Consider the following 23,884-nt stretch of genomic DNA (forward strand, 5'->3'; position numbering starts at 1 on the left):
GCCTTTCCCGGTGCCAGTCCCTTCGGGGCAATCGAACCAACCGTCAGCGCTTGATCGACGTGACCACCGGATCGGCCTGGGGCGTCCGCTCCACCTGCACCCGATTGCGGCCCTGGGCTTTGGCCCGGTACAGGGCCGCATCCGCGCGCTCGAACAGTTCCTTGGTCTGCTCGGCGTGGTCCGGTCTCAGAGTGGCAACGCCAATGCTGACACTCAGGCGGATACGGTCATCCGACACCCGGAATTCCGCCTGCTCCACCACCTTGCGGATACGCTCCGCCACCCGCACGGCCCCTGCTTCCGGGGTGTCCGGCAGCAACACCACAAACTCCTCACCACCATAGCGCGCCGCCAGGTCCTGGGGCCGGGTCACAATCTGGCGGATCTGCTCCGCAACGCTCTGCAGACAGTCATCCCCCACCAGGTGGCCATAGGTGTCGTTGAACTGCTTGAAGTGATCGATATCCACCACCAGCACGGACAGCGGCTGCCGGAACCGGTAGGCGCGTACGCACGCTGATTGGAACGCCGAATCGAAGTGGGCCCGGTTCTTCAGCCCGGTCAGGGCATCGGTGGAGCTGAGTTCCAGCAACTGGGCGTTGAGTCGCTCCAGATCCCGGGTGCGCTCCTGCACCCGCTCCTCCAGCTGGGCGTTGGCCTGCTGCTGAATCCGCAGCGACCGTTCCTGGGTCAGACGAACCTTGCGTTCTTCCCGCAACAGCCGCTGCTGGGCCTGGAACGCGGCCCGCTTCTCACGGTTGAGCCGATCGGCCAGGGCAATGGACAACAGAATCACCCCAAGCGCGGAGCCGAGCTGGGTGGCGTTCTCGGTAAACACGTTACGCGGCAGCATGGTGAACTTGCTGAGCGCCAGCACGATGCCCCCGGACAGCATGAACACCCAGGCGCCGGTGTAGTAACGCGCCGCCGTGTCCCGGTGCCACCAGCGGTACACGCCGAGGAACAGCATCAGCGAGCAGGTCAGCGTGGCCAGGGTGATCGTAGGCACAATCAGCATCCGGTACGGCAACAGCACGCTCGCGACTACCAACAGGCCCGCCATGGCGATGGCGGCGATGGTCACCACACTGAGCCGGGGATGGGTTCGCGGTACCACGGTCAGGAAGCGCATGGTGAATACCGCGCCAAACACGATCACCAGATTGAGAAACGCCACGATGGCCTGATCGTTCCACCAGGTTGCCTCGGGCCACAGGTACTGGAACGACAGCCCCCGCAGAGAGGCCAGAAACAGCGGCATGGCGGTAATGTAGCCAACGTAGTAGAGGAAGCTGCGCTCCCCCACCGCCAGGTAGACGAACAGGTTGTAGAGAATCATCACCAGGATGATGCCAAAATACAGCCCCTCGGCGATGCTGCCGGCCTGGTCGGAGGCGTGAAAGGCCGCCTCGTCCCACAGTGTCATCGGTACCTGCATCGAACTGGTGGTCTCCACCCTCAGGTACAGCTGCAATGGCTCATCGGCGGTCAGTGCCAGCGGCAGCAAAAAGTTGCGGTGGTGCACCGGTCGCTGGTGGAACGGCAGCTTGTCCCCCAACACCTGGTGCTCAACCACACCACCTCCCCGCACCAGGAACGCATCGATGCGATCCAGCACCGGGTAGGCGATTTCCAGCAACGGGGTGAAGGTCTGCGATCCGGGATTAATTGTCAGCCGAAACCAGAACACCTCTTCGCCGTAGCCGAAGTTGATGCTCTCAGCATGATTGTCCATCCAGGCGGACGGCGGCAACGCCCGGATCTGTTCAATGCCCAGGCCATCGGGTGGCTCGATCAGGTAATCCAGGTAGCGGGTCAGATCCACCCGCCGATCCTGGTCGGACCAGGTCAGGGTGTCTGCGTGAGTGCCGGTGGTCACCAGCAGCCAGACGAGCACGGTGATGAGTGTCAGGAAACGCATGGTTTGGCGACAGCCTTGTCATTATTGTTTGAAAAGTGTCCGACCAAAGTATGACCGAAGGGCCCGCTGGGTGCGCCGCCAGGACATAAAAAAACTCAAATAGATAACAAATGGCTACACATCACAGAATTTGACATTCCCTAAAGGGTTACAGCCCGTTAAGGTTCGCCCGCAACTTATTGTGTGGTCAGGACGCTCGCCCCTTGAATACCCTCAACCACGACAGCAACCAACCATCGGACCCTGCCCGGAATCCAGGCCGAAACCACGGTTGCGACCTTGGTTGGTTGGACAGCTCAGGGGGCTGTTGCCATTATTGATTAGGCTTCCTGGTTGCCATGGGCCCCAGGTTCGGGCGCGAGATGAAGCCGGGAATGCCCGTGAGCGGGCCCTGACGACACGACACCGCCCGACGCGATACAGGAAACAGGCGCATAACCGATGTCAGACAGCAGACTGTTTACCGACTTCCACGAACGACTGATGAAGCTCAGCCACAGCACCGAGTTCATCAACGAATCCAGAGACCGCAAACTGGCTGCACTCACCACCATGTGTGCCACGGCCCTGGACGTGGAACGGGTCAGCGTCTGGCACCTGAGCCATGGTCATGATCGCCTGACCTGCGAACACCTGTGCGTCGATGGCGACACGGTGGTCCAGCAGCAATCGCTGGAACTTCATGCCCAAGAACATCCCCGTTACTTCGAGGCCCTGGGCAGGGCCAGACTGATTGACGCCATCGACGCCCCCCACGACAAGCGCACCGCCTCCTTTGCCCGTGACTACCTGATCCCAATGGGCATCCAGTCCATGCTGGACGCACCGGTGTTTGATGGCGCCCGGCCCAGTGGCGTGATCTGCCTGGAAGCTCTTCAGCACCGGGAGTGGACCCTGCCGGAGCTGTCGTTCGTGGTCGCCATCGCCGACACCATCAGCCTGATCAATACCCACACCGCCTGGCTGGAATCGAAGCGCAAACTGGACTACCTGACCCACTACGACAGCCTTACCGGACTACCCAACCTGCACAGTCTGCGGGACCGGGTGGAATATCTGGTGAGCAAGGCCAATCGTCGGCGCCAGGGCCCCTTCGCCCTGCTATGGCTGGATCTGGACCGACTCAAGACCATCAACGATGGCCTGGGTCCACAGGTCGGCGATCAGGTGATTACAGAGACCGGTGAGCGCCTGAGCAACCTGCAGATCAATGGCAAGTACCTGCTGGCGCGAATTGGCGGTGACGAATTTGCCCTGCTGCTGCGGGCCAGTGGCGATGGTCATGGCCTTGATGGGCTAGTCAAACAGGTCCAGCAGTCGATACAGGCCCCGTTCATGCTCCAGGACCAGCAGCTCAGCCTCACCGCGTCCCTCGGTATCTGCCGTTACCCGGACCACGGTCATGACGCCGAAACTCTGTTGCGCAGTGCCGAAGCTGCCATGTACCACGCCAAGAAGCGGGGCCAGGGCCAGGCCTGCTGGTTCGACTCGTCCATTCAGGTGACCGCCCGCTCCCGCTTCGCCCTGGAACGGGATCTTCGCTACGCCATTCTCAACGATGAACTGACGGTCCACTACCAGCCCATCTTCGACAGTACCGGCAAGCTGATGGTCAGCGCCGAGGCGCTGGTGCGCTGGCAACACCCGGAACGGGGAATGCTGCCTCCCATTGAGTTCCTGGAAGTGGCCCGTGGCGCGGGCCTGATGAATGAACTCGGAGACAGCGTGTTGCGGCAGGTCTGTCGCGACATCCAGGTCGCACGGGAGCGTCAGCAGCCACTGCCCGTGATCAGTGTCAACCTGGCCGCGGAGCAGGTGCTGACGGCGGAACTGGCGGAACGGGTGGCAGCGGTGTGCAAGAACTTCGGGGTGCCACCCCAGGCGTTGCAGTTTGAGGTCACCGAGGACGCCATCCAAGGGGATTCCCAGATCCTGCGAACCACTCTCAACCGACTGGTGGCCGCCGGATCGGAGCTGGCCATCGACGACTTTGGCACCGGCTACTCCTCCCTGGCCCGGCTCAAGAGCCTGCCGTTCTCACGGATCAAGATCGACCGCTCGTTCATCCGCGACATTCCCACCGACGAGGACGACTGCGCCATCACCCTGTCGATCATCGGGCTGGCCAAGGGCCTGGGGCTGTCGCTGGTCGCCGAGGGGGTGGAATCCCTGGAGCACGAACAGTGGCTGCAGTCCCACCACTGCGATTACCTGCAGGGCTACCGCTACAGCCGTCCGGTCTGTTTCGATGACCTCTGCAACCGCTTTCTTGACGACCTGCCGCGACCGGCTCAGGACTACCAGATCTGAACGCCAGTGCAGTGTGGCGCCGCCGATCAGCCGGAAAGCAGCTCGATGGGGTAGCGGATGGTGGTCTGGCTGACCCCAGGCTCAGCGCCAAAGTTCACCAGCTTCAGACGGTTGCAGATCTTCAGTTCCAGCATCGGCTCGTTGAGGGTCGATTCCACCACCTCACAGCTGGACACCACACCACTGGCTTCAATCACCAGCTCCGGCGTGATCTGTCCCTGCAGCGATGGCTTACGCCGTAACGCCCGGTTGTAGATGCTGTAGATCGCCGATTTGTTGGCGTCCATGGTACGCCGCAGGGCTTCCCGTGAACGCTCCCGGTTGTCGCGGCGTTGCTGGGTTCTGACCTCTTCCGCCGCTGCAGCGGCCACCACCTGTTCGGCCTGCTGGACCTCCGCCTGCTCCCGCTGTGCCAGTTCGCGGCTCTGGCTCTGCTGGTTCAGGCGGCTGTCATCCACGCCGCTGCTGCGGCTGGCGGTCGCCCGGGCAGCGAGGGCGTCGGTCTTCTCCCGGGCGATGGGTCTGGCGGTCAGATTGGCCTCGGGCGCATCCAGCTGGATTGAGTCTGCGGCCGCACTGAGCTGGGCCAGCTCGCCGCTCATCGCCAGCACACCGCTTTGACTGGCCTTCTCCCGGGCCTGCGCCACGTCCGCCGGTGTCGGTTCCGGCTCAGTCGCAGCCACCGGTTCCGGCGCAGGCTCGGGCTCCGGTTCGGGTTCCGGCTGAGGCGCCACCAGTCTTGGCTTGGGCGGTGTCGGCGCGTCCGCCACTTGCGGTTCAGGTTCGGGCTCAGGTTCGGGCTCAGGTTCCGGCACCGGGGCCGGTTCTGGCCTGACCGGCTCCGGTGGCTCCGGCGGCTTCTCCTGGATCAGCCGTGCCAGTTGCGGTGGCAGCGCCTCGCGCTCTTCCCGCGCCTGTTCAGGCAGGTCTACCCAGGTCACGTAGCCGGCAATGGCCAGGAACAGGGGCGTCACTACCGCCGCGATCAGTCGCAGGCGGCGCTTCTCTCCGGGTTCGTCGTTCCAGGGCAGGCCCAGTCGTTGAGAGTTCGCCATTACGCCCCCTGCTCCGCCTGCTGGCTCACCGCCAGGGAAATGCTGGCATAACCGGCGTCCACACAGGTGGACATGATCTTCTTCAACAGCTCATAGGGCAGCTCCCGGTCCGCGACGATGGTGATCGGCCGGCCAGCCTCCGGTGCCGGGGCATCGGAGCGCTGGGCCTGGTAGTCCAGCTCGGCCTTCAGCGACGGTTCCACCGTGCCCTCATAGGCCAGCAGGTCCGCCCGTTTGAGCACGGCCCGACCATTGATGACGATGTCCTGCTGGGTCACGGTCAGCGCCAGCACGTCCGCCGGCGGGGTGTCCGCACTCGACACCGGCAGCTGGATGCCTTTGTCCGGGTTGATCACCTGAACGTCGCTGGACGAGTTCACCATCAGGAAGAACACCAGGATGGTGAAAATGTCCATCAGCGACACCAGGTTCAGCTTGCTCTGCTGCTTGCCCCGGCGCTGGTGGCGCTTGAGGCGCTTTGCTTTGGCTGATTCTTTCATGCCCGTTCCTTAACCCGATTCACGCTCGGTCTCCGGTGCATCCCCAATGGAAATCTCCGGAAACAGCTCGGCGTCCACCACACTGCCCGCCACCACCGTTTCATAGGACCGCACGGTGTCCATGGTGGTGACCAGGGTCTGGTAGGAGGTCTGCTTGCGCGCCATGATGACGATGTCCCGCTTGTCCGGTACCCGCGATTTGATCTCCTGCATCACCTGACCCAGCAGGTCGAAATCGTGACCACCGTCGCGGTTGGGAATGCGCTTGATCACCCCGGCGCGGTTGTCCGATACCACCAGGGCGTCGTCCCCCAGCACCACCTGCAACTGCAGGGTTTCGGCCGGGTCACCGGCCTGGCCGCCGGACTCGGGAAAGTTCAGCTCCAGCACGCTGGTATGGGCGAACACCATGTTCAGCAACAGAACCGGCACCAGCACGATCATCAGATTCATGAACGCGGTGATGTCCAGATCGGCGTCGCTGCGCAGGCGACGATGTTTCCGCCTCATAGTGAGACTCCTGTGTCGTCGGCGTGATCAGGCAACCGAGCCAGCATTGGCCGGATTGTCCGCAGCGGCCGGTTTCTGGGAGCCGGTAGCTGGCGCCGGGGCGCGACCGTCGGCAACCAGGTTGAGCACCTTCACCCCCGCCATCTCGAAACTGTCGACAATCTCATTGGTCTTGGTCTGCAGAACCGAGTGCAACAGCAGCAGCGGGATGGCGGAAATCAGACCGAAGGCGGTGGTGTTCATCGCCACCGAAATACTCTGGGACAGCAGGCTGGCCTTCTCGGCGGGATCGGCCGAAGCCACCGCGGTGAAGGCGGCAATCAGGCCGATGATGGTGCCGAGCAGGCCCAGCAGCGTGGATACGTTGGCCAGGGTGGAGAGGTACTGGGTCCGTTTCTCCAGTCGCGGCATAACCTCCAGCAGGCCCTCTTCCATGGCGTACTCGATGTCCTCGCGGGACTGGCGGCGGGCCAGGCGCTGCAGGCCGGCGCCGATCATCGCCGACATCGCGCTGCCGGATTCGCTGGCGTAGTTGAGCGCGCCCCGCAGGTCACGGTTGGCCAGCTTGTGGTGCAACTGGCGGAAATCCCGGCGGTTGGTGACCTTCTGGGCGGACAGGTACACGTAACGCTCGATGGCAACAATCAGCCCGATCACCAGAATGAAGGCGATCGGAAACATGAAAAAGCCACCTTCCTGGAAGAAGCGAATGGCGGTTTCAATCATTGGAAGTCACTCCCGGTTGGATGGTTCTGAATTTTCGTCATGGCTACTTTTGAACACTCATCTGTTTTCAACTATTCATCGTTTCCCGAACACACATTTAGCTCCGGGCATTTTTCTGGCGTTTCTGAACAAAAGCTTTCTAAGGCATTTGCTTTGCCGGGGCTGCGGCGCCCTCCTCGGGGTTGGCCATCGCCGCCTGGAAGCGCCGGTGGTAATCCAGCAACCGGCGAAACTCCGCCCGCTCCAGTGGCGCAATACCGGTGCCGACCATCAGCTGCTCGTCGGCCCGCTTCAGCGCCTGCACTTGCGGGGGCTGCCAGGGCACCAGGTACATCACCGTCGGCAGCTCCTGGTCAGCGCGAATCCGGGTGCCCTCAATGGTCACGACGCCGGCATCCCCTGGCTGGGCCTGGGCAATACCGGCCAGCACCAGCAGTAGTACAGCGGCAAGCGAGGGCAGCCCCAGGGGGCGCGTAACGGCCGCGGCCATTCGGCGGGGTCGATGTTTTTGCATGCGCTCTCCCGACATCATTCAATCCGACGGTCCAAATCAAAGATCCATTCACTGACCTGGGGATCTTCCTCCGGCTGCAACGCCTGATAGCGCTGATACAGCGCCAGCGCCTCGGTCAGTTCGCCACGGTACAGTTCCAGCAGAATGCCCAGGTTGCGCAGCGCCGGCTTGAAGTCCGGATTCACCGCCAGGGCCTGGCGGTAATAGCGTTCCGCGGCCTCAAAGTCGGCGTCTTGCCGGGCCAGCACTCCCAGGGCATTGAGGCTGTGCAGATGCTCAGGGTGCGCCGCCAGTGCCTGCTGAAAATACCCCCGGGCCTGATCCCGCTCGCCCTGGCGCATGGCAATCAGCCCCAGGTTGGCCACCGGGCCGGCCAGAGACGGATGGGCCTGATGGATCGACTGCAACTGCGCTGCGGCGGCATCAAGGTCCCCCGCCGACAGCTGCGACAGCGCCGCCTGGTAGGCGGTGCGGGTGGCCTCATCGGGCTGCCAGGTGGTGCTGTCAGGCGCGGGTTGCCGGGCGGCACACCCGGCCAGCAGCAGCAACGCTGCCAGCAGGCAAGAGCCGTGGTGACGCCTGCGGTTACCGCAATTCATTGATCACCTCCGCAGTCTGCTCGGCTTTGTTGTAGCGGGCAGGCAACAGCTGCGCCAGGGCCTCGAAACTCTGGCGAACCCAGTCATCGTAGAGGCCGTTCCAGCTGCGTCGGGCGTTCTGCTCATGAATGTCGATGGCGTTGTCTTCAAACGGGTAGGCCTGCTCCTCCAGCAACAGCTCGTACTGCATCAGCTCCAGTTCACTCAAGCCCTGGGGCCGTTCCGAGTCCATCAGAGCCGCGCCCAGCTGGGCGTAAAGATCGGCGATCCGGTAGCCGGCTTCGGTGGCAAAGTCGGCAACGCCATAGCCGCTGGTTTTCCGGTAGGCCGCAACGGCCGTCTCCAGGGTGCGGATCTTGGCCGGCAGGGTCTGCTGCAGCGGCAGCGTCAGTTCAATGGCCAGGAACGCCTGATAGGCTTCCTCCGCCAGGGCAGCGGAGGCTCCCGCTGCCTGGTAGCGCAGGTAGTCGTCGACGCTTCCGTTTCGGGCTTCGCGGGCATCCACCGCCGCCACTTGCCGCTGCAACCAGTAGCGGCGTTTGTCGACATCGTCGCGTTCGGCGTAGAGCTCTGCCAACCGGTCCGCCGCCGTCATGTAAGCCGCCAGCGGTTGCGGGTAGCGATTGGCATAGCGACGCCAGGTCACGATGGCCTCGCCGGTGTTCCCGGCGCGGTCGTACAGCTCCGCCACCAGGATCAGGGTCTGACGTCGCTCGTCCTCGCTGTCCGCCAATGCCAGCAGACGCCGGGTTTCGTCAGCGGCCTGTTGCCACTGGCCCGTTTCGCGGTAGGCCAGCGCCAGTTTGGCGGGCAGTTCGTCGTTCAGTTCATGGTCAGGGTAGTCGCGCCGGAAGCCGTCCAGCACCGCGATGGCCCGATCCCAGTCGGCCAGCTCGATCAGATAGCTGGCGGCGTCGTACTGGGCATTGGCGCGCAGGGCCGCCCCCGGCGCCACCTGGCCCACCCGCAGTAACTGTTCGACCGCCGCCACGGTGTCGCCGGCAGCCAGCAGATCGTCGGCCTGACGGTAAACGCTGGCGGCCAGGTTCTCGGTGATGTCGGCGCGACGCCGGTCCTGCGGCGCCATCACCAACAGTGCCTCCTGATAGGCCTGTTCGGCGGCCGCATAGGAGCGCAACTGGTAGAGACTGTGGGCCTTCAGCAACTGGGCTTCCGCCATCAGCTCCGGTTGCTGCAGCGGCTGCCAGTCGATCAGGCGCTGGGCATGACGCAGGGTCTGCTGATACCGCTGGTGCTCAAATTCATGCCGGGTCGCCACGTACAGCACATCCAGCGCCCGGGGATCGCTGGCAAACCGGGTCACAAACCGCAGCCGGTTGCGCTGCTGCCGCTGCACCAGTGCTCGGCGCTGTTCCGCCGCAGGCTCAGCCGTCGCCGCGAGCGCCGCAACGTAATCCCGATAGCCCAGGATGATCGCATAGCCTGCCTCGGCGGCACGGGGGTGTGCGTCAAAGCCATAGGCCACCTGCTCAAACGCGGCGATTGCCTCGGGCCACTGGGCCAGCGCCAGGTGCGTCTCTGCCAGCAGGAACAGGATTTCCGGGGTACGGGCGTGATCCGGGAAGGTCGCCACAAACTCGCCATAGTAGAAGGCAGCAGACTGGTACTGCGCCCTCGCCTGCTGCCGCTTTCCGGAACCCTCGGCCCGTTGGGCCAAGGCGTAGTGACGATTGGCCAGTTCGGTCAGCAGGGGTTCCAGCTGTGTCCGCAATTCGTCGCGCTGGGGCGCTGAAGCCTGTTGCCAGTAGCCGCTGGTGATGCCGTAGTTGAGGATGAAGTCCGCCTTCCAGCGGCCGATGTCGCTGCTAAAGCCGGCGCGCTGCAGGGTATCGATAATGGCCAGGTGGTAGCGCGGCGACCAGCGGCTGTCCGGGTGGTTGGCAATGTAGCGCTGGAACACCTCAATGGCATCGGAGTAGCGCTCGTTGGCCAGCAGCTGCTCGCTGTAGCGGTCATAGACCAGGGTTTCGTAGGGTTTGCTGCCGATGTCCCGGAACAGCCGCTCGACGCTGTCGGCGCCCCCGAGATGGGTGAACGCCAGTCCCATGACCCGGAACAGGTCCTCCACCATGGTGCGATGGCGCTGGTCGACGCCGGCAATCCGGGTATCCGCCGGTAACACCCGGTCCAGCACCCGGGTGAAACTCATCAGGCTGTCCTGATACTGAGCCAGCTTGAATGCGCACCAGCCGATCATGAAATGGGCATCCGCCAGGAAGCGCTGGTCCTCGCCATCGGCGCCGGCGATCACCGCCCCATACGCCTCAGCCGAGGCGCGGTAACGCCCTTCGGTAAACAGCTGCTCGCCACGACGAAACTGGGCTTCGGTCACCAGAGCCGACGCCGGGTAGTCGCGGATCAGCCGCTCCAGGGTCTGCAGGTGCGCCTCCCGTTCGCCCTTGAGATCGTAGGCCTTGGCCAACTGGTAAAGCACCTGGTCATTGCTGGCCCGATCCGGGTACTGGCGCAGCAGGCGCTGGTAGGCCGCGATGGCCGGCGCCAGGTCATCGACCGCCTGGTCCGCCAGCCGCTCCTCTGCCTGCTGAAAACGCAGGTCCGCCAGCCGGTGCCGTACCTGCACCAGTCGTTCTTGGTCCTCTGGCTGCCGCGAGGCCTGCAGCAACGGCAACAGCGCTTCGTAGCTGGCGATCACGTCGGCCAGCGCCAGGGACTCGGTTGTGCGCCCGGGATCGCTATTTCCGGTTCCGGGGGCCCCGTTCCCACTCGTCTCATTGGTCGAACCAACCGCTGACAGGTTGCTCAGATCGGCGGGCTGGAGCGTTGCCAGGGTGTGGGGCTGAACCTGCGGCTCATCGTCGCCAAACCAGTCGTCCGGGGACAGGCTCTGGCAGCCACCCAGGCTGGCCGCCATGGCCAGCACCAGCCAGGACCGGCGCGGGGTAAAGGCAGACTGTCTAATCATCGGTCTGCTCCTCTGGGCGGTCATCGACACCACTGAACACCGCATCCGCCAACCGGGCCTGGGCGTGGCGGCTGGCCACAAGGTAGCGTTGCACGGTCTGCTGCTGGCGGTCGAAATCCGCCTTGACCCGGGCCAGCAGTTCCGCCCGGGCCTGGCTCAGGGCCAGCTCCAACTCGCCAGCCAGGGTCTCAAGACGCTGGCCGCTGGCGCTGATCCGCCGGGCCAGGCTGGCGTTGCCGCCGGTGCCGGCCATTTCCCCGGCCAGTGCCGTCCGGCGCTGGCGGAACTCGGCCATGGCCTGGTTCAGTTGCCGCAGCTGTTTCTGCGCCGCCCAGCGATTGACGCCGTAATCGTCAGCCACCTGCCAGTCAAAGTAAGCCTGGATGCGAGCGATCTTGCGGCGCTGGGATGCGGTGCGTTCATCGTCGGGCAAGGTTTCCAGTGTCGCCAGTACCCGCTGGATACGCCGGTGAGCGGCCCGCTGCGGCTCACTCATGAAGAAGTCGGCGTCTTCCGCCGCCAGCGCCGCGTCGATGCGACGCTGGAACCGCTGCTGCTGGCCGAGCCACTGATCAGCCTGCTGCGCCTGCAGGGCGGCGCGGGTGTCGGCGATCTTGCGCTGACGCTGGCTCTGGCGGGTTACCAGCATGGCGTCGAAGGACGCCAGTTTGTCCTGCCAGTCGGTCATCAGACGCTGCAGCCGGTAGAGCTCGTGCAGATCCCGCAGCGCCAGCTGGAACGGTTCCTGTGACAGCAACTGGGCCAGAGCAGGGTCGCCCGGCTGGAGTTGCAGCCGGCCATAGGCGTCGCTGCCCAGCGCCGGGTCGCCCAGAGTCACGACACTCTGGCCCGGTGGCTGGCCGTCAGCGACCGACGCCAGCGGTTGCAGGGCGCCGACAATGCTGGCCTCGGTCAACTGGGCCCGGGCCTGCGCCAGCTGCTGCTGCAGGGTCTGGTAGCGCTCTGCTGCATTGCGATAGGCCACCATGGCCTGTTGCGGCCGCTGCAGCTGTTCCAGCACATGGCCACGGGCATAGGGCACCTGCTGTAACCAGGGCGAAAACAGAGGCCGCTGTTGCAGGGTATCCAGAGCCTGCAGCGCCAGTCCCCAGGATTCGGTCCCGGCACTCGCCAGGGCATAGTGGTACAGCGCCTGGTCGGAGAATGGGCTGTCCAGGCGGATGGCGGCCAAACGGGACTGGGCATCGCGGTGTCGCGACTGCTGCAGATACAGTTCCCCCAGGCTGAGCTGAGTGCGTTCCAGCAGCGCCCGCGACTCACCGTCCTGCGCCGGTGCCGTGGCCTGGAGCTGCGACGCCAGCTGCTCCAGTGTCGCCAACGCCGCCTCACGATGCCCCGCCGCCAGCCGTGCGCTGGCCAGGTTGTAGCGCAGATAGTGACGGTACAGACTGCCGGACGGTAACCGCGCCACCAGCGCCTCCACCTTGCTGTCAGCACCGGCCCCGTCAACCCGCAACGCCAGCTGGCCTTGCAGGTACAGCCACTGCTCATGGTCATCCGGAGCATCCGCCGCCAGCACCTCTGCAGTCACCCTGGCCAGGGCCTGCTGCGAGCGTGAGTTGTCACCTTCGAGGTAGTACACCTTGCCGAGGTAGAACCAGGCCAGATTGCGGCTGAGCGCATCAACCCGGCTGTCCTCCAGCAACGCTTCGAACAGGGCCTGGGCCTGGCGGGTCATGCCGTAGGCCAGCATCACGCTGCCGCGGATCAACTGCGGATGATCGCCATGGCCCTGGATGCCATCGCGGGCCTCGGCGACCGCAAACCCGGTCAGCGCGTCCAGCGACCGACCCTGATAGTGATCGTACAGGATGGTGCCGTAGCCCAGGTCCTGGGCCCGCTGCGGCCAGTCATCGCTGGCGGCAGCGGCCACGGACGGGGCACCGGCCAGAGCCAGACCAAGACCGAGTAATTGGAGGGTTCGGGACAGGGTCCGACTCACAGCGCGCTCACTCCCACTCGACAATCTCGACATGGGGCTGGTAGTCCGCAGCGCTGTCCTTAACCCGGATTTCCAGCGAAGCGATGTCCACCCCCTTGTCAAAATCCAGGGTCGCCGCTTTCTTGTAGGCGCGCTGGTCGGCGCCCACGCCCTCAACGAAGACGGTGACCTGGTGGCTGCCGCTACGCAGGTTGCCGATGTACAGCCGCTGCATACCACCGCGCTGGAGCGCCGCTACCTGGCGGTCGGTGTACAGGTGCGCCGCCACCACCTCGTCGTCCACTTTCAGCTTGACGCTGTCCAGGGTGAGAAAGCGGCCCGTGTCGACACTCAGGAACACAGCAAACTGGGTGCTGGCGGGAAACAGCAGATCCTCCTCCAGAATGAACAGATCCCGGTTGAGTTCGATCACCCGCCGCTTCAGCTCCTCCACGCTGACCGCTGCCCCCGCCTCTGGCTCGGCAGTCTGCTCCTGCGCGGCCCCGGCCAGCGGCAGTGCCAGCAACAGCCCGCTGAGCAAGAGCCGGGTCAACCCTGAAACGGTGTTCTTTGTCATAGCCATAACCTTGTTCGCGAGGCCCGTGACGCCGGGCTCAGTACTCAAGAATCAACGAAGCCCGGGTGACGAAAGCGTCGAAGGAATACAACGGTTCCTCACCGGGCAGGTAGTTCCCGGGCGCGGTCACGTCCCGGAAGTTGTCGTAACTGAAATCGAGGTAGTCCAGCAGCAGGCTGAACTGCAGCCGATCGACACCGGGCAGGCCGCTCTGGCGCCATTCGTAGCTCACTCCGGCGCCCAGGGTGGTACCGGAGAAACGGCTGAGTTCCTTGTCCCGGGCCAGGTGGGTCAAGGCGTTCTCATAGGCATACAGGTCGCTGTAGAAATCCGCCTGGTCCTGGGTGTAGTAGCGGACCCGACCTTCCACAACCCAGCGCGGCCCCAGCGGATGCACGTAGGCCATCTCGACGGTGTGGGCCTGGATACCCCAGCTGTCGTTGAAGAAGCGATATTCGCCCCGCAGCGAGGCCCGGTACGGCAGGTAATACAGCGCCCGACCGGCGACCGCCAGGCTGGTGCGGGTCTGCGGGTAGCGTTCCGGCTGGTAGAGGAAACTGCCCGGGTCCGCCGGGTCCAGGTAACGATTCTGGCGATAGGGGTTCTGCAGGAAGCCCTCATCGGTGACCGCTTCCAGATCCAGCCCCAGCAGGCTGTTTTTGGTGAGCACCTGGGAAATTCCGAGCTGGTAGTTGCGGCGGTCGGCGTCCTCTTCAAAGCCGTCGTTTCCGGTCATGCCGACCTCATCCCAGCCCTGGGCGTAGCCCATCTTCAGGGTGGTGAGACCGCCGAAGAACTCCTGGTTGACCGACAGGTAAAGAGTGTTGGCCTCGTAGTCGTTCTCAGAGCTGTTGGTGTAGCCCAGGCTGAGAATGGCCTTGTCGTAGAGGTAGTCCACCCCGGCGGTGTACTCGGTGCGTTCCTCGGTGTACTTGCTGGCAGTGGCCAGCACGTCCACCGAGGCGGCAGACACGGAATCGACGTAGTACTGGCCGGTGAACGACAGCTGGGGGCCGGCACTCTTGCGCACCAGCACCGACGGGCCATCAATCATCATGCCGCCGCCGTCGTAACGGTGGTACAGCACATCCACCTTGTCCACCGGCAGGGTGGCGGCCGATGCAGTGGTGGCCAGCAGCGTCATCGCCAGCAGCAGCCAGCGCGAACCCCAATCAGTTACAGCCACAACCACCTCCGGAGCCGCCTTCGGCACCACGGGCCGATTCCCGCGCCTGATACACGTGGTGCATGTAGGCATCGGCGTAGCCATGGCGACTCGGACTCATGATCGGGTCTGCCAGGTTGGCCCGCTCATAGGGTTTGACCCAGGGCTCGATGGCGCTGCAGCCAGACACCACAAGCAGGGCCAGCAGGGAAGCGATTATCAGCGGTTTCGTCATTTTGCGTTACTCATGTCACGACCAGCGGGTCACAGTGCGTCGATCTCAGCGCTTACTCCCGCACCAGTTCTCGTACCTGCTCGGCGTAATGGTCTTCATAGCCCGGCTGGTAGCCCCGGTGCAGGTAGCGGGCGTTGCCGTCACGGTCGATCATCACCGTGGTGGGCATGGCGTCGACCTCGTACAGCTCACTGACCCGGCTTTCGGTGTCGTACAGGACCGGATAGGACACCGGTACCGCCTCCAGAAAGCGATTGGCATCGGCGGAGTCGGCATCCACATTCACCGCCAGCACGGTGAAGCCGAGATCCTTGTAGTTCTGGTAGATCTCATTCATCAACGGCATTTCCTGGCGGCAGGGGCCGCACCAGGACGCCCAGAAGTTGAGCATCACCACCTGGCCGCGGTAATCCTCCAGGCGCAGGTTCTCGCCCTGATTGCTCTTGAGGGTAAAATCCGGCGCCGGCTCACTGGCCCGGCCCGCCAGGCTGAACAGCACCAGCAGCAATGTCAGGCCAGTGCGGCCGGCTGCAATGAGGGTTCGGTTCATACGCTGAAAACTCCTGTTGATAACCTAGAAAAAGACCGACAGAGCACAACGGATTTCAGTATTGAAGGCGGTTTTCTCGTCTCCCAATACATCGATCTTGTACATGTGTTCACGCACCCCCAACTCCACCGCCAGACTGTCGGTGAACAGCACCTGGTAACCGAAACCGACGTTGGTGGTGAAACGGCTGTCCCCCGCAAAATCGGTCGCACCGGCGCCGGCCACCAGGTAGAAGTTGGTGTTGAAGGCGTGATCGGGACCGAAGAAAGCCTCACCCGGCAGCAGCCGGTAACCGAAGTTCAGGTTGTAGTAGACATACTCCCGCTCACTGTCGGTGAGCAGCTCCACATCGCCTGCCAGCTGCTCGAAACTGGTCTCCCCGCCCTCGGCAAAACCGATGTTGGACTCCACGAACAGCGATTCGCTGAGGTTGTAGCCCAGACGGGCGCCGTAGACGAAGGACGAACCGAAGTCCTCGATGTTGAGGACACCGGTGAAGGCGCCGACCTCGAAGTTCTCGGTGTCGATCAGCGCCTCGTCTACCGCCACCGGTCTGACGTCCGGCTCGATCAGGGTGGGTTCTTCCGCCGCCCAGGCCGGAGCCGCACACAGCAGCAATGGCAGCCAGGCTCGCCGCGACAGGGTCAGAAAAAGATGCTGAGTCCTAGTTTCCATTCGGTTGCTTCTTCGTTGGTTTGTCGATCGGTGAAGGTCTTGTAGTCCTTCACCTCGGCACGCAGAAAATAGCGGTCGGTCATGTAGAAGCGGACCCCCAGGCCGGCATTGGCCATCGGGTTGTCGCGGTTCTCGGTGTCCGCCAGGGTGGTCTTGGGTCGGATGGCGATATGGCCATAACCCAGGGTAAAGAACGGCGACACCCGCCAGTCCGGGAACGGCTGGTGCACCAGGTTACCGCTCACCATCAGGATCTCCGACGCGGTTCCCAGCGCCTGGGAGCCCCACAGCTCCAGCGACAGGTTCGCTGTCATCCAGTAGCCGGCGTAAACGGCGGTGACCGGGGCACGGTCAAATTCCCCCATCATCAGCCCGGCCTCCCAGCGGCGGGTGCTGAAATCGTCGAACCGCGGCTCGGTCAGCGTCACCGGCTCACCGGCGCCGTCCAAGGTCAGCAGCACATCGTCCACATGCACCCAGCCTTCCCGGCCCCGACGATCCCGCACCCGGAACCAGTCGGTCTTGCGCCGCACCAGGGTCAGCCACTCCCCTTTCTCACTGACCCGCACCACCGGATAGGCCGCCGCCGGACCGGTGTGCCACGCCACGTAAGGTTCCGCCACCTGAACCCGGGGCAGATCCGCCGTCGCCCCCCGGCCATCATCAGCCAGGGCCGGGGATACCAACAGCGGCAGCACACAGGCCAGCAGCCATGCCACTATCCTCAACCTGGCAGCGCCAGGCTTGCTGTCGGGGGCTGTGCTGAGCGCCACGCTGTTATCAAACCCTGAGTCGATATCACACATCGGCAGCCGTCAGTCCTCAGGGGTGTCGAAAGGGTTGTTGTAGTACTGGCCGCCCAGATCCAGCCATTCGGCAATCAGTTTCAGCTCCACTTCGGTCAGAAAGCCCTGGTGACTGCCGCCGCTGCGGAACCGGTCCAGGAACCGGCTGCTGGCGCGGGCCCCGGCGGTGTTCATGGACGCCGGAACATTGACGGTGGTGAACACCGGGATGGTGTTGCCCTCGGCATCGAGAATGGGAACGCCGTCCTCATCCCGTTCAATCTCTCCGGTGTCCACCAGCACGTCCGTCAGCGCGCCATCGATAATCTCCTGCTCGTTGTCGTTGAACAGCAGCTCACGGTAGGCGTTGAAGTGATCCGGCTCGTCCGGCGACGGCCCGTCGGACAGGTCCAGCTGGCTGTCGGGCAGCCGCAGGGCACCATCGGCGTCCTGATCGGAATGGCAACCGGTGCAGGTGTAGTCGTCCAGCACCGTTACCCCATCGGCAGCGATGATCTGCCGATCCAGCCCCCAGAGCGGGTGAATGTGCTGCTCGTAGTGAATCACCGTGCGGCAGAAGCCGGACCAGCTGGCGGCGCAGGCCGCCGATACCGGTGAGGGCGTGCTCAGATCGGCGTAGCGATAAGCGAACGGCGCCGCCTTGGCCACCACCGCGTCATTGCTCCACTGGTCCTCGAACACCAGGTCGGGCTGCAACTGGCGGATGCCGTTGATGCGGCTGTAGGTCTGCGCCATGGTCTCGCCCATGTCGGCCACCAGGGTGGGGTCGGTGTTGGGAAACTCCAGACCGGTGGTGCGGGCGCCACTGTAGACCGAAGCGGGTCCGGCATCGGGCCGGCCGTGGGGCACGTCGCTGCCGGGGTCGTGGCAGCCATGGCAGCTCAGGGTCTCACCAGGGCGCACCTGCAGCCAGTTCTGGTGACGGGCAGACAGCCGCTCGCCGTTGCCATCCAGCACACTGATGGCGAAGGCCACGTTGGCAGGCACCGCCGCCCGCACCGAGCCATCCGGCTCCACCGGCGCGTAACCGAGAATCTCCCGCATGCCCTGGGCGGCGCTGCGGCCAAAGGCGGAACGGTCAACCTCCCGGACCTCGTCATCGGGAATCGACACCGGTTTCTCGAACCGGACAAACATCGCAGGTCGCGCCGCCGGCTCGGTCTGTAGCGGGTCCGCCAGTGTGCGGATGCCACCGGGTGCGGTGTCCGTACCGTCTACGTCGTACACGCTGCGGATGTGCACGGCGCCGTAGCCGCTGTTGGCCAAGGTGGCGCCTTCACTGTCCAGTATCGCTGGTGCCAGGTGGGTCGGCAGCGGGCGATCAATCATCAGCACCGCCTCATCCACCTGCACGCCTTCCTCCGGCGCCTGCACCGGCAGTTGGGTCACGCTGCTCTTGTCCAGCAGCCAGAGCCCGAAAATCGGCAAGGCACGGTCGTAATCGTCCGGCGCGGCCAACCGTTCCTCGGTGCAGTTGACGATGCGGTCGTCGCCCTCGGTAAATGCCTCCCGCAGACGACAGGGGCTCCAGCTCACCAGGTAGCGGTCGGTGCCGTCGAACAGCGGCGAGGCAGCGCCATAGCTGCCGTTGAGATTCGGCTCGCCAGAGCCATCGTAGCCTGCCACCACGGCAACCTGGCCATCGCCTTCGCTGCCGTCGAGCCGCTGGTCCGCCTCCACAAAGGCGGTGGTGTCGAGCAACGCCGGCAGCGCCGCCAGGCTCTGGCTGGCGAACGGTCGCACCTGGGCCAGCACCTGGCCGTTGTACGCCAGTGGACGGAAGTAATGCACCGTCTGCCCCTCAACGGAATCGTGGGAGTGACGGCCGAATACGTACGCCAGGTCAGTGCCATCCGGGTTGACCTGGTAAAGGTTGAAACCGTTGTTGCGGGTCTGGCCGGCGTTGTCCCAGCGGCTGAACAGGATCTTGCCGTTCGCCAGCACGGTGGGGTCCAGATCGTGGCTCTGGTTGAAGGTGATCTGCTCGATGTCGCTGCCGTCGCTTGCCATGACATGGAGCACAAACGCCGGGGCATCGAGGTCCTCGTCCAGGGCATCAAACTGGGGTTTGCCCTCGTCCAGCAGAATCGCCTTGGCGGTGCGCTGACGGGTGGAGGCAAACACGATACGGCCATCCGGGAGATAGTCCGGGGCGATGTCGTGGCCCGCTTCGGCCTGGGTATCGGAGGCAATCACCCGGCGCAGGAGATCGTTGGCCACGTCGTATTCCCAGATGTTCCAGGTCGACGCCTGGTCGTCCACTTCCGGCGCCCGCAAGGCAAACAGCAGGCGGTTACCATCGTAGGAGACCGCCAGGTCCTTGACGTCGTAGCTCAGCTCGCCCTCGTCATCGAGGAAGCGGTCATCGGCAAACAGCGACGAGGTAATGTCCCGTAAAGCCGCACTGGGGGCGGCCCGGTCCTTCAGGTACAGGCGGGCACCGGGACGAAACGCGTCAGGCTCACGGCGGTCATCGCGCAGTTCGTTGCTGTCGGGGTCAACGTTGAGGGTTCGCTGGACGAACGCCACCGGCTGCTCCGCCACCACCGGGTCCGGCGCCTGGCCGCTGCCACCTCCGGGTCCACAGCCCGTCAACACGGCGACCAAAGCGCACAGAGAGGCCCGCAGAGTGAGCGTACAACCGATCGGGTCACGGCTGGAATATGTCGTTGAGCGGGCCAATGAACTAAACCTCAAGGCGCATTGTGATAAGGGGCCAGATAGTACAGGATGCACAGAGTACGTTTAACACTTGTTTACATTCCAAACGCTTCGTGTAAACAAACGTAACCATAAGCGACAGGTCTCAAAACTGAACAAAGAGCCAGTGAATTTCTTCCGGATTTCACCGCCCCCACCCTAAGATGAGCAACCCTGAAAGCCCCGCCAGGCCTTGCGTGACAAGCTGTCACGTTATGATGACAGCGTCGTGGAAGCGGACCTGAACACCGAAAAATACTCCGGGTCCCTGCCATGAGGGGACGAGGCATGAGAAGGGCAGGGAGGGCATAAGAGAGGCACGAGGAACAAAAGATGACAGCCAACGGCAGTAACTGGCCCGTGGGACAGCACACCCACCGGATTCTGATGCAATCCGGCCGCCTGATCGGAATGGGTTGCCTGCTGGCCTCCCTGGCGCTGCCCTGGCAGTCCGCCCACGCCGGCGCCCGCGAGCAGGCCCAACGCATGCATGAACGCCTCACCGGGGTGCGGCCGTCGGCCGGAGTGCTGGAGACCATGGCCCTGGAGATTCAGGGTGGCAATGCCCAACAGGCTGCCTACACCGCCATGGACGACCGCGCCTTCTACGATGTCACCCTGAAGAATTTTGCGGCGCCCTGGACCAATGAGGCCCAGTCCAGCTTCGTGCCGCTTAACGACTACACCGCAACGGTCATTGGCGTGGTTCGGGACGAACGGGATTTCCGCACCATCCTCTATGACGACATCCTCTACGTCGGTGACGGCGCGCTTAACCTGCCCCCCTACGCCATCGACAACAACGATCACTACCGGGAGCTGGAAGCCGGCGGGTACAGCCTGCAAGACCACCTCGATGCCACCACCCAGTCCAGCCGCAACGGCCTGCCGTCCACCGCCACCGCTGGCGTCATGACCTCCCGCGCCGCCGCCCAGGCCTTCTTCAGCGCAGGCACCAACCGGGCGATGTTCCGCTTCACCCTGATGAACCACCTGTGCAACGACCTCGAGCAGGTGAACGACGTCACCCGTCCGCCGGACCGCATCCGCCAGGACGTGTCCCGCAGCCCCGGGGGCGACAGCCGGGTATTTCTCAACAACTGCGTGGGCTGTCACAGCGGCATGGACCCACTGGCCCAGGCCTTCGCCTACTACGACTTCGAGTACGACGCCGACAACGATCCGGACGGCAACTTGGGCCGCCTGGTCTATAACACGGTGGGCGCGACGGACCCGGACACCGGCACCCGGGTCCAGGGCAAATACCTGATCAACGCCGCCAATTTTGAACCCGGCTACATCACCCGCGACGACCGCTGGGACAATTACTGGCGTGCCGGCCCCAACCGGCGACTGGGCTGGGATAGCGCGCAGAATCCCGAGGGCGGAGGCTATGGTGCCAAGTCGATGGGACAGGAGCTGGCCCACTCCGACGCCTTTGCCGAATGCCAGGCCAAGAAGGTGTTCCGTACCGTGTGCCTGCGTGATCCGGTGGATAGCGCCGATCGCAGCCAGATCGCCACCATGGTGTCGAACCTGCGAGCCAGCGGCTTCAAGCTCAAGCGGAGCTTCGCCGATTCCGCCGTCTACTGCATGGGAGACTGAATGATGCGGTATCTGTCGACCCCGCCCCACTCTACTGCCACCGGCACTGGCCACGGCACTGTCCACCGCACTGTTCACGGCACTACACGCACGCTGGCGGGGCTGGCCGTGCTGATGCTGGCCGGCCTGACCGGCTGTGGCGGCGAAGCCACCGAGGCGCTGCCAAACACCGGCACCCCACCCCCCAACAGCAACTACAGCGGTCCGCCACCGGCCACCGATGACGTCCAGAACTTCAAACGTACGGTCTGGGACAACCTGGTCGCCAGCAACCGTTGCGGCACCTGCCACAACGTTGGCGGTCAGGCTCCCACCTTCGTCCACGAGGGCGACATCAACATCGCCTACGCCCAGGCCAACACCGTGGTTGACCTGACCGATCCGGGCCAGTCGGTGCTGGTCAGCAAGGTGGCCGGCGGTCACAACTGCTGGCTGGCCAGCGACCAGGCCTGCGCCGACACCATCACCAGCTACCTGGAAGACTGGGCCGGCGACGCCAGCGGCAGCGCCAAGACCATCGACCTGGTGCCGCCGGTGATTCGCGACCCCGGCGCCACCAAACGTTTTCCACAAACCAGCGGCAGCTTCGGCACCCTGGTCTACCCGGTGTTGCAGACCTATTGCGCCGACTGCCATGTGGAAGGCGTGCAGACGCCCTACATCGGCAGTGCCGACGTCGACACCGCCTACGCCGAGTCCCAGAGCCGTATCAACCTGGGCAACCCGGCGGCGTCGCGCCTGGTGGAGCGGTTGCGGGATGATTTCCACAACTGCTGGGACAACGATTGCACCACCTCCGCCCTCACCATGCAGATGGCCATCGAAGACTTTGCCAACAGCCTCACCGCCAATGCCCCCGATGGCGACATGGTGACCAGCAAGGCCCTGGCGCTGCTGGGGGACGGTCTGGCGGCGAACGCCAGCGGCCGCTTCGAGGACAACGTCATCGCGCTGTACGAGTTCAAGGCCGGGGAAGGCCGCACGGCTTTTGACACCAGTGGCGTGGAACCGGCCCTGCACCTGAATCTGATCGGCAATGTCGACTGGGTCGGCGGCTGGGGCATCAACGTGGGCGCCGCCTACGATGACGATTCCGGCAACCGCGTCCGCAATGGCAAGGCCCAGGGTTCAACCATGGCCAGCCGCAAGCTGCATGATCTGCTGACCGCCTCCGGCGAATACAGCATTGAAGCCTGGGTCGCCCCGGCGAACACCAGCCAGGAAGACGCCCGCATCGTCACCTACTCCGGGTCGGCCACCGCCCGCAACGTCACCCTGAGCCAGACCCGGCAGAACTACGAGGTGCTGCACCGCAGCTCCACCACCGACCAGAACACCGCCTTCGCCACCGCCGATGGCGACAACCGCCTGCAGGCATCGCTGCAGCATGTGGTGGTTAACTTCACTGCCGGCGAAGGCCGCAGGATCTACGTTAACGGCGAGTTCACCGGCGATCTGGACCCGGCGGAGGCCGGCCTACTCAATGAGTGGGACAACAGTTTCGCCCTGGTGCTCGGCAACGAGACCGACGGCAACTCCCTGTGGGAGGGCACCCTGCGAATGGTGGCAATCCACAACCGGGCCCTCAGCGACGACCAGATCCAGGCCAACTTCGAGGTGGGTGTGGGCCAGAAATACTACCTGCTGTTCAGCGTCGCCCACCTGATTGACGTGCCGCAGAGCTATGTGGTGCTCGAAGTCAGCCAGTTCGACAGTTACAGCTACCTGTTTTCCGAGCCCTTCTTTATCAGCCTGGACGAAGACCAGCGCCCCGATGGCATTGAACTGGCGGGCATGCGTATCGGCATCAATGGCCGGGAGGCCGCCGTCGGCCAGGCCTTTGCCAATCTCGACGTGGTGCTGGACGCCGACCGTTACAGCCCGGGCAGCGGCCAGCCGCTGTCCCGCCTGGGCGCGCTGATTGCCCTTGAAAACGGCCCCGCAACCGACGAGTTCTTCCTCACCTTCGACCGCCTGGGTCACCATGAGAATGTCCGCATCGAGAGCCCGTTGCCGCCGCAGCCAACCCCGGCAAACGGCGCCCCGGCCTCCCATATCGGCCTGAAGACGTTTGATGAGATCAACGTCTCCATGTCCCGCATGACCGGCGTGTCCACCAACCACCCGGCGGTGGCCGACACCTTTGCCACCGTGCGCCAGCAATTGCCGACGGTGGAGAACATCAACGGCTTCCTGTCGTCCCACCAGATGGCCATCACCCAGCTGGCGATCCAGTACTGCGATGCCCTGGTGGAAGACAGCACTCTGCGGAGCAGCTTTTTCCCCGGCTTCAACGTCAGCGCTGCCACCAGCAGCGCGTTCGATGCCGCCGGCCGCAGCCAGGTGATCACGCCGCTGATCAACGAATTTGTCGGTCAGGATCTGGCCAGCCAGCCATCGGTGGCCGACATCGAAAACGAACTGAACGACCTGATCGACCGGCTCAGCGCCTGTGGCGGCAACTGCGCCAGTGATCGCACCGCCACCATCGTCAAGGCCAGCTGCGCCGCCGTGCTCGGCAGTGCGGTCACCCTCGTTCAGTAAGAGGAA

Annotated in this window: 19 protein-coding genes; 3 read left to right on the forward strand and 16 right to left on the reverse strand. The window is 64.2% G+C overall.

The window, feature by feature from the left end; genetic code table 11:
- Positions 1 to 43: 43 nt before the first annotated feature.
- Complete coding sequence (locus tag J2887_RS15250) at positions 44 to 1,921, reverse strand: sensor domain-containing diguanylate cyclase (protein WP_227171953.1); 1,878 nt, start codon at positions 1,919 to 1,921, stop codon at positions 44 to 46.
- 441 nt (positions 1,922 to 2,362) lie between these two features.
- Between J2887_RS15250 and J2887_RS15255 the strand changes: the two genes are divergently transcribed.
- Positions 2,363 to 4,231, forward strand: a complete 1,869-nt coding sequence (locus tag J2887_RS15255) for a putative bifunctional diguanylate cyclase/phosphodiesterase (RefSeq protein ID WP_227171954.1) — start codon at positions 2,363 to 2,365, stop codon at positions 4,229 to 4,231.
- Positions 4,232 to 4,257: 26 nt separating this feature from the next.
- Here J2887_RS15255 and J2887_RS21730 read toward each other — a convergent pair whose 3' ends face one another.
- The 15 genes from J2887_RS21730 to J2887_RS15335 form a co-directional block, all read right to left on the reverse strand.
- Complete coding sequence (locus J2887_RS21730; protein ID WP_267461604.1) at positions 4,258 to 5,286, reverse strand: AgmX/PglI C-terminal domain-containing protein; 1,029 nt, start codon at positions 5,284 to 5,286, stop codon at positions 4,258 to 4,260.
- The gene (locus J2887_RS15270) at positions 5,286 to 5,786 is read right to left on the reverse strand and encodes an ExbD/TolR family protein (protein WP_227171955.1); all 501 of its coding nucleotides are present in this window, start codon (positions 5,784 to 5,786) and stop codon (positions 5,286 to 5,288) included. Before J2887_RS15270 ends, J2887_RS21730 begins: the two co-directional genes overlap by 1 nt.
- A gap of 9 nt (positions 5,787 to 5,795) precedes the next feature.
- On the reverse strand, positions 5,796 to 6,296 hold the full coding sequence (locus tag J2887_RS15275) for an ExbD/TolR family protein (RefSeq protein ID WP_227171956.1): 501 nt from the start codon (positions 6,294 to 6,296) through the stop codon (positions 5,796 to 5,798).
- Positions 6,297 to 6,323: 27 nt separating this feature from the next.
- Positions 6,324 to 7,022, reverse strand: a complete 699-nt coding sequence (locus J2887_RS15280) for a MotA/TolQ/ExbB proton channel family protein (RefSeq protein WP_227171957.1) — start codon at positions 7,020 to 7,022, stop codon at positions 6,324 to 6,326.
- A 139-nt stretch (positions 7,023 to 7,161) separates the two neighbouring features.
- Positions 7,162 to 7,536, reverse strand: a complete 375-nt coding sequence (locus J2887_RS15285) for a hypothetical protein (RefSeq protein ID WP_227171958.1) — start codon at positions 7,534 to 7,536, stop codon at positions 7,162 to 7,164.
- A 14-nt stretch (positions 7,537 to 7,550) separates the two neighbouring features.
- The gene (locus J2887_RS15290; RefSeq protein ID WP_227171959.1) at positions 7,551 to 8,135 is read right to left on the reverse strand and encodes a tetratricopeptide repeat protein; all 585 of its coding nucleotides are present in this window, start codon (positions 8,133 to 8,135) and stop codon (positions 7,551 to 7,553) included.
- On the reverse strand, positions 8,122 to 11,079 hold the full coding sequence (locus J2887_RS15295) for a tetratricopeptide repeat protein (RefSeq protein ID WP_227171960.1): 2,958 nt from the start codon (positions 11,077 to 11,079) through the stop codon (positions 8,122 to 8,124). Before J2887_RS15295 ends, J2887_RS15290 begins: the two co-directional genes overlap by 14 nt.
- The gene (locus J2887_RS15300; protein ID WP_227171961.1) at positions 11,072 to 13,042 is read right to left on the reverse strand and encodes a tetratricopeptide repeat protein; all 1,971 of its coding nucleotides are present in this window, start codon (positions 13,040 to 13,042) and stop codon (positions 11,072 to 11,074) included. The genes J2887_RS15295 and J2887_RS15300 overlap by 8 nt, the downstream gene beginning before the upstream one ends.
- Positions 13,043 to 13,049: 7 nt before the next feature.
- A complete protein-coding gene (locus J2887_RS15305; protein ID WP_227171962.1) occupies positions 13,050 to 13,598 on the reverse strand; it encodes an AraC family transcriptional regulator in 549 nt (182 codons plus the stop codon).
- Positions 13,599 to 13,635: 37 nt separating this feature from the next.
- Positions 13,636 to 14,742 carry a DUF3570 domain-containing protein gene (locus J2887_RS15310; protein ID WP_227176147.1) on the reverse strand — a complete coding sequence of 369 codons (1,107 nt, stop codon included), beginning with the start codon at positions 14,740 to 14,742 and terminating at the stop codon, positions 13,636 to 13,638.
- Positions 14,743 to 14,770: 28 nt separating this feature from the next.
- A complete protein-coding gene (locus J2887_RS15315; protein ID WP_227171963.1) occupies positions 14,771 to 14,998 on the reverse strand; it encodes a DUF4266 domain-containing protein in 228 nt (75 codons plus the stop codon).
- A gap of 52 nt (positions 14,999 to 15,050) precedes the next feature.
- On the reverse strand, positions 15,051 to 15,548 hold the full coding sequence (locus J2887_RS15320) for a TlpA disulfide reductase family protein (RefSeq protein ID WP_227171964.1): 498 nt from the start codon (positions 15,546 to 15,548) through the stop codon (positions 15,051 to 15,053).
- Between the two features lie 24 nt (positions 15,549 to 15,572).
- Positions 15,573 to 16,223: an outer membrane beta-barrel domain-containing protein gene (locus tag J2887_RS15325; protein ID WP_227171965.1), complete on the reverse strand. Its 651-nt coding sequence runs from the start codon at positions 16,221 to 16,223 to the stop codon at positions 15,573 to 15,575.
- Positions 16,193 to 17,029, reverse strand: coding sequence for an SH3 domain-containing protein (locus J2887_RS15330; protein ID WP_227171966.1), 837 nt, complete (start codon positions 17,027 to 17,029; stop codon positions 16,193 to 16,195). Before J2887_RS15330 ends, J2887_RS15325 begins: the two co-directional genes overlap by 31 nt.
- A 9-nt stretch (positions 17,030 to 17,038) precedes the next feature.
- The gene (locus J2887_RS15335) at positions 17,039 to 19,627 is read right to left on the reverse strand and encodes a hypothetical protein (RefSeq protein ID WP_227171967.1); all 2,589 of its coding nucleotides are present in this window, start codon (positions 19,625 to 19,627) and stop codon (positions 17,039 to 17,041) included.
- Between the two features lie 435 nt (positions 19,628 to 20,062).
- On the opposite strand from J2887_RS15335, the gene J2887_RS15340 reads away from it, so the two are divergent.
- Both J2887_RS15340 and J2887_RS15345 read left to right on the forward strand, forming a co-directional pair.
- A complete protein-coding gene (locus tag J2887_RS15340; RefSeq protein WP_228752817.1) occupies positions 20,063 to 21,334 on the forward strand; it encodes a hypothetical protein in 1,272 nt (423 codons plus the stop codon).
- Entirely contained in the window at positions 21,335 to 23,878 is a 2,544-nt protein-coding gene (locus J2887_RS15345) for a LamG domain-containing protein (protein ID WP_227171968.1), read from the forward strand.
- The last annotated feature ends 6 nt before the right edge of the window (positions 23,879 to 23,884 follow it).

This window comes from Marinobacter sp. CA1, from assembly GCF_020546665.1.
Taxonomy (GTDB): domain Bacteria; phylum Pseudomonadota; class Gammaproteobacteria; order Pseudomonadales; family Oleiphilaceae; genus Marinobacter; species Marinobacter xestospongiae.

Bases quoted from the DNA above. Each gene is read 5' to 3' on its own strand.
- J2887_RS21730 (WP_267461604.1), bottom strand. From the start codon at position 5,286: ATGGCGAACTCTCAACGACTGGGCCTGCCCTGGAACGACGAACCCGGA.
- J2887_RS15255 (WP_227171954.1), top strand. From the start codon at position 2,363: ATGTCAGACAGCAGACTGTTTACCGACTTCCACGAACGACTGATGAAG.
- J2887_RS15330 (WP_227171966.1), bottom strand. From the start codon at position 17,029: ATGTGTGATATCGACTCAGGGTTTGATAACAGCGTGGCGCTCAGCACA.
- J2887_RS15310 (WP_227176147.1), bottom strand. From the start codon at position 14,742: ATGACGCTGCTGGCCACCACTGCATCGGCCGCCACCCTGCCGGTGGAC.
- J2887_RS15315 (WP_227171963.1), bottom strand. From the start codon at position 14,998: ATGACGAAACCGCTGATAATCGCTTCCCTGCTGGCCCTGCTTGTGGTG.
- J2887_RS15270 (WP_227171955.1), bottom strand. From the start codon at position 5,786: ATGAAAGAATCAGCCAAAGCAAAGCGCCTCAAGCGCCACCAGCGCCGG.
- J2887_RS15325 (WP_227171965.1), bottom strand. From the start codon at position 16,223: ATGGAAACTAGGACTCAGCATCTTTTTCTGACCCTGTCGCGGCGAGCC.
- J2887_RS15290 (WP_227171959.1), bottom strand. From the start codon at position 8,135: ATGAATTGCGGTAACCGCAGGCGTCACCACGGCTCTTGCCTGCTGGCA.
- J2887_RS15275 (WP_227171956.1), bottom strand. From the start codon at position 6,296: ATGAGGCGGAAACATCGTCGCCTGCGCAGCGACGCCGATCTGGACATC.
- J2887_RS15320 (WP_227171964.1), bottom strand. From the start codon at position 15,548: ATGAACCGAACCCTCATTGCAGCCGGCCGCACTGGCCTGACATTGCTG.
- J2887_RS15295 (WP_227171960.1), bottom strand. From the start codon at position 11,079: ATGATTAGACAGTCTGCCTTTACCCCGCGCCGGTCCTGGCTGGTGCTG.
- J2887_RS15305 (WP_227171962.1), bottom strand. From the start codon at position 13,598: ATGACAAAGAACACCGTTTCAGGGTTGACCCGGCTCTTGCTCAGCGGG.
- J2887_RS15280 (WP_227171957.1), bottom strand. From the start codon at position 7,022: ATGATTGAAACCGCCATTCGCTTCTTCCAGGAAGGTGGCTTTTTCATG.
- J2887_RS15250 (WP_227171953.1), bottom strand. From the start codon at position 1,921: ATGCGTTTCCTGACACTCATCACCGTGCTCGTCTGGCTGCTGGTGACC.
- J2887_RS15285 (WP_227171958.1), bottom strand. From the start codon at position 7,536: ATGCAAAAACATCGACCCCGCCGAATGGCCGCGGCCGTTACGCGCCCC.
- J2887_RS15345 (WP_227171968.1), top strand. From the start codon at position 21,335: ATGATGCGGTATCTGTCGACCCCGCCCCACTCTACTGCCACCGGCACT.
- J2887_RS15340 (WP_228752817.1), top strand. From the start codon at position 20,063: ATGACAGCCAACGGCAGTAACTGGCCCGTGGGACAGCACACCCACCGG.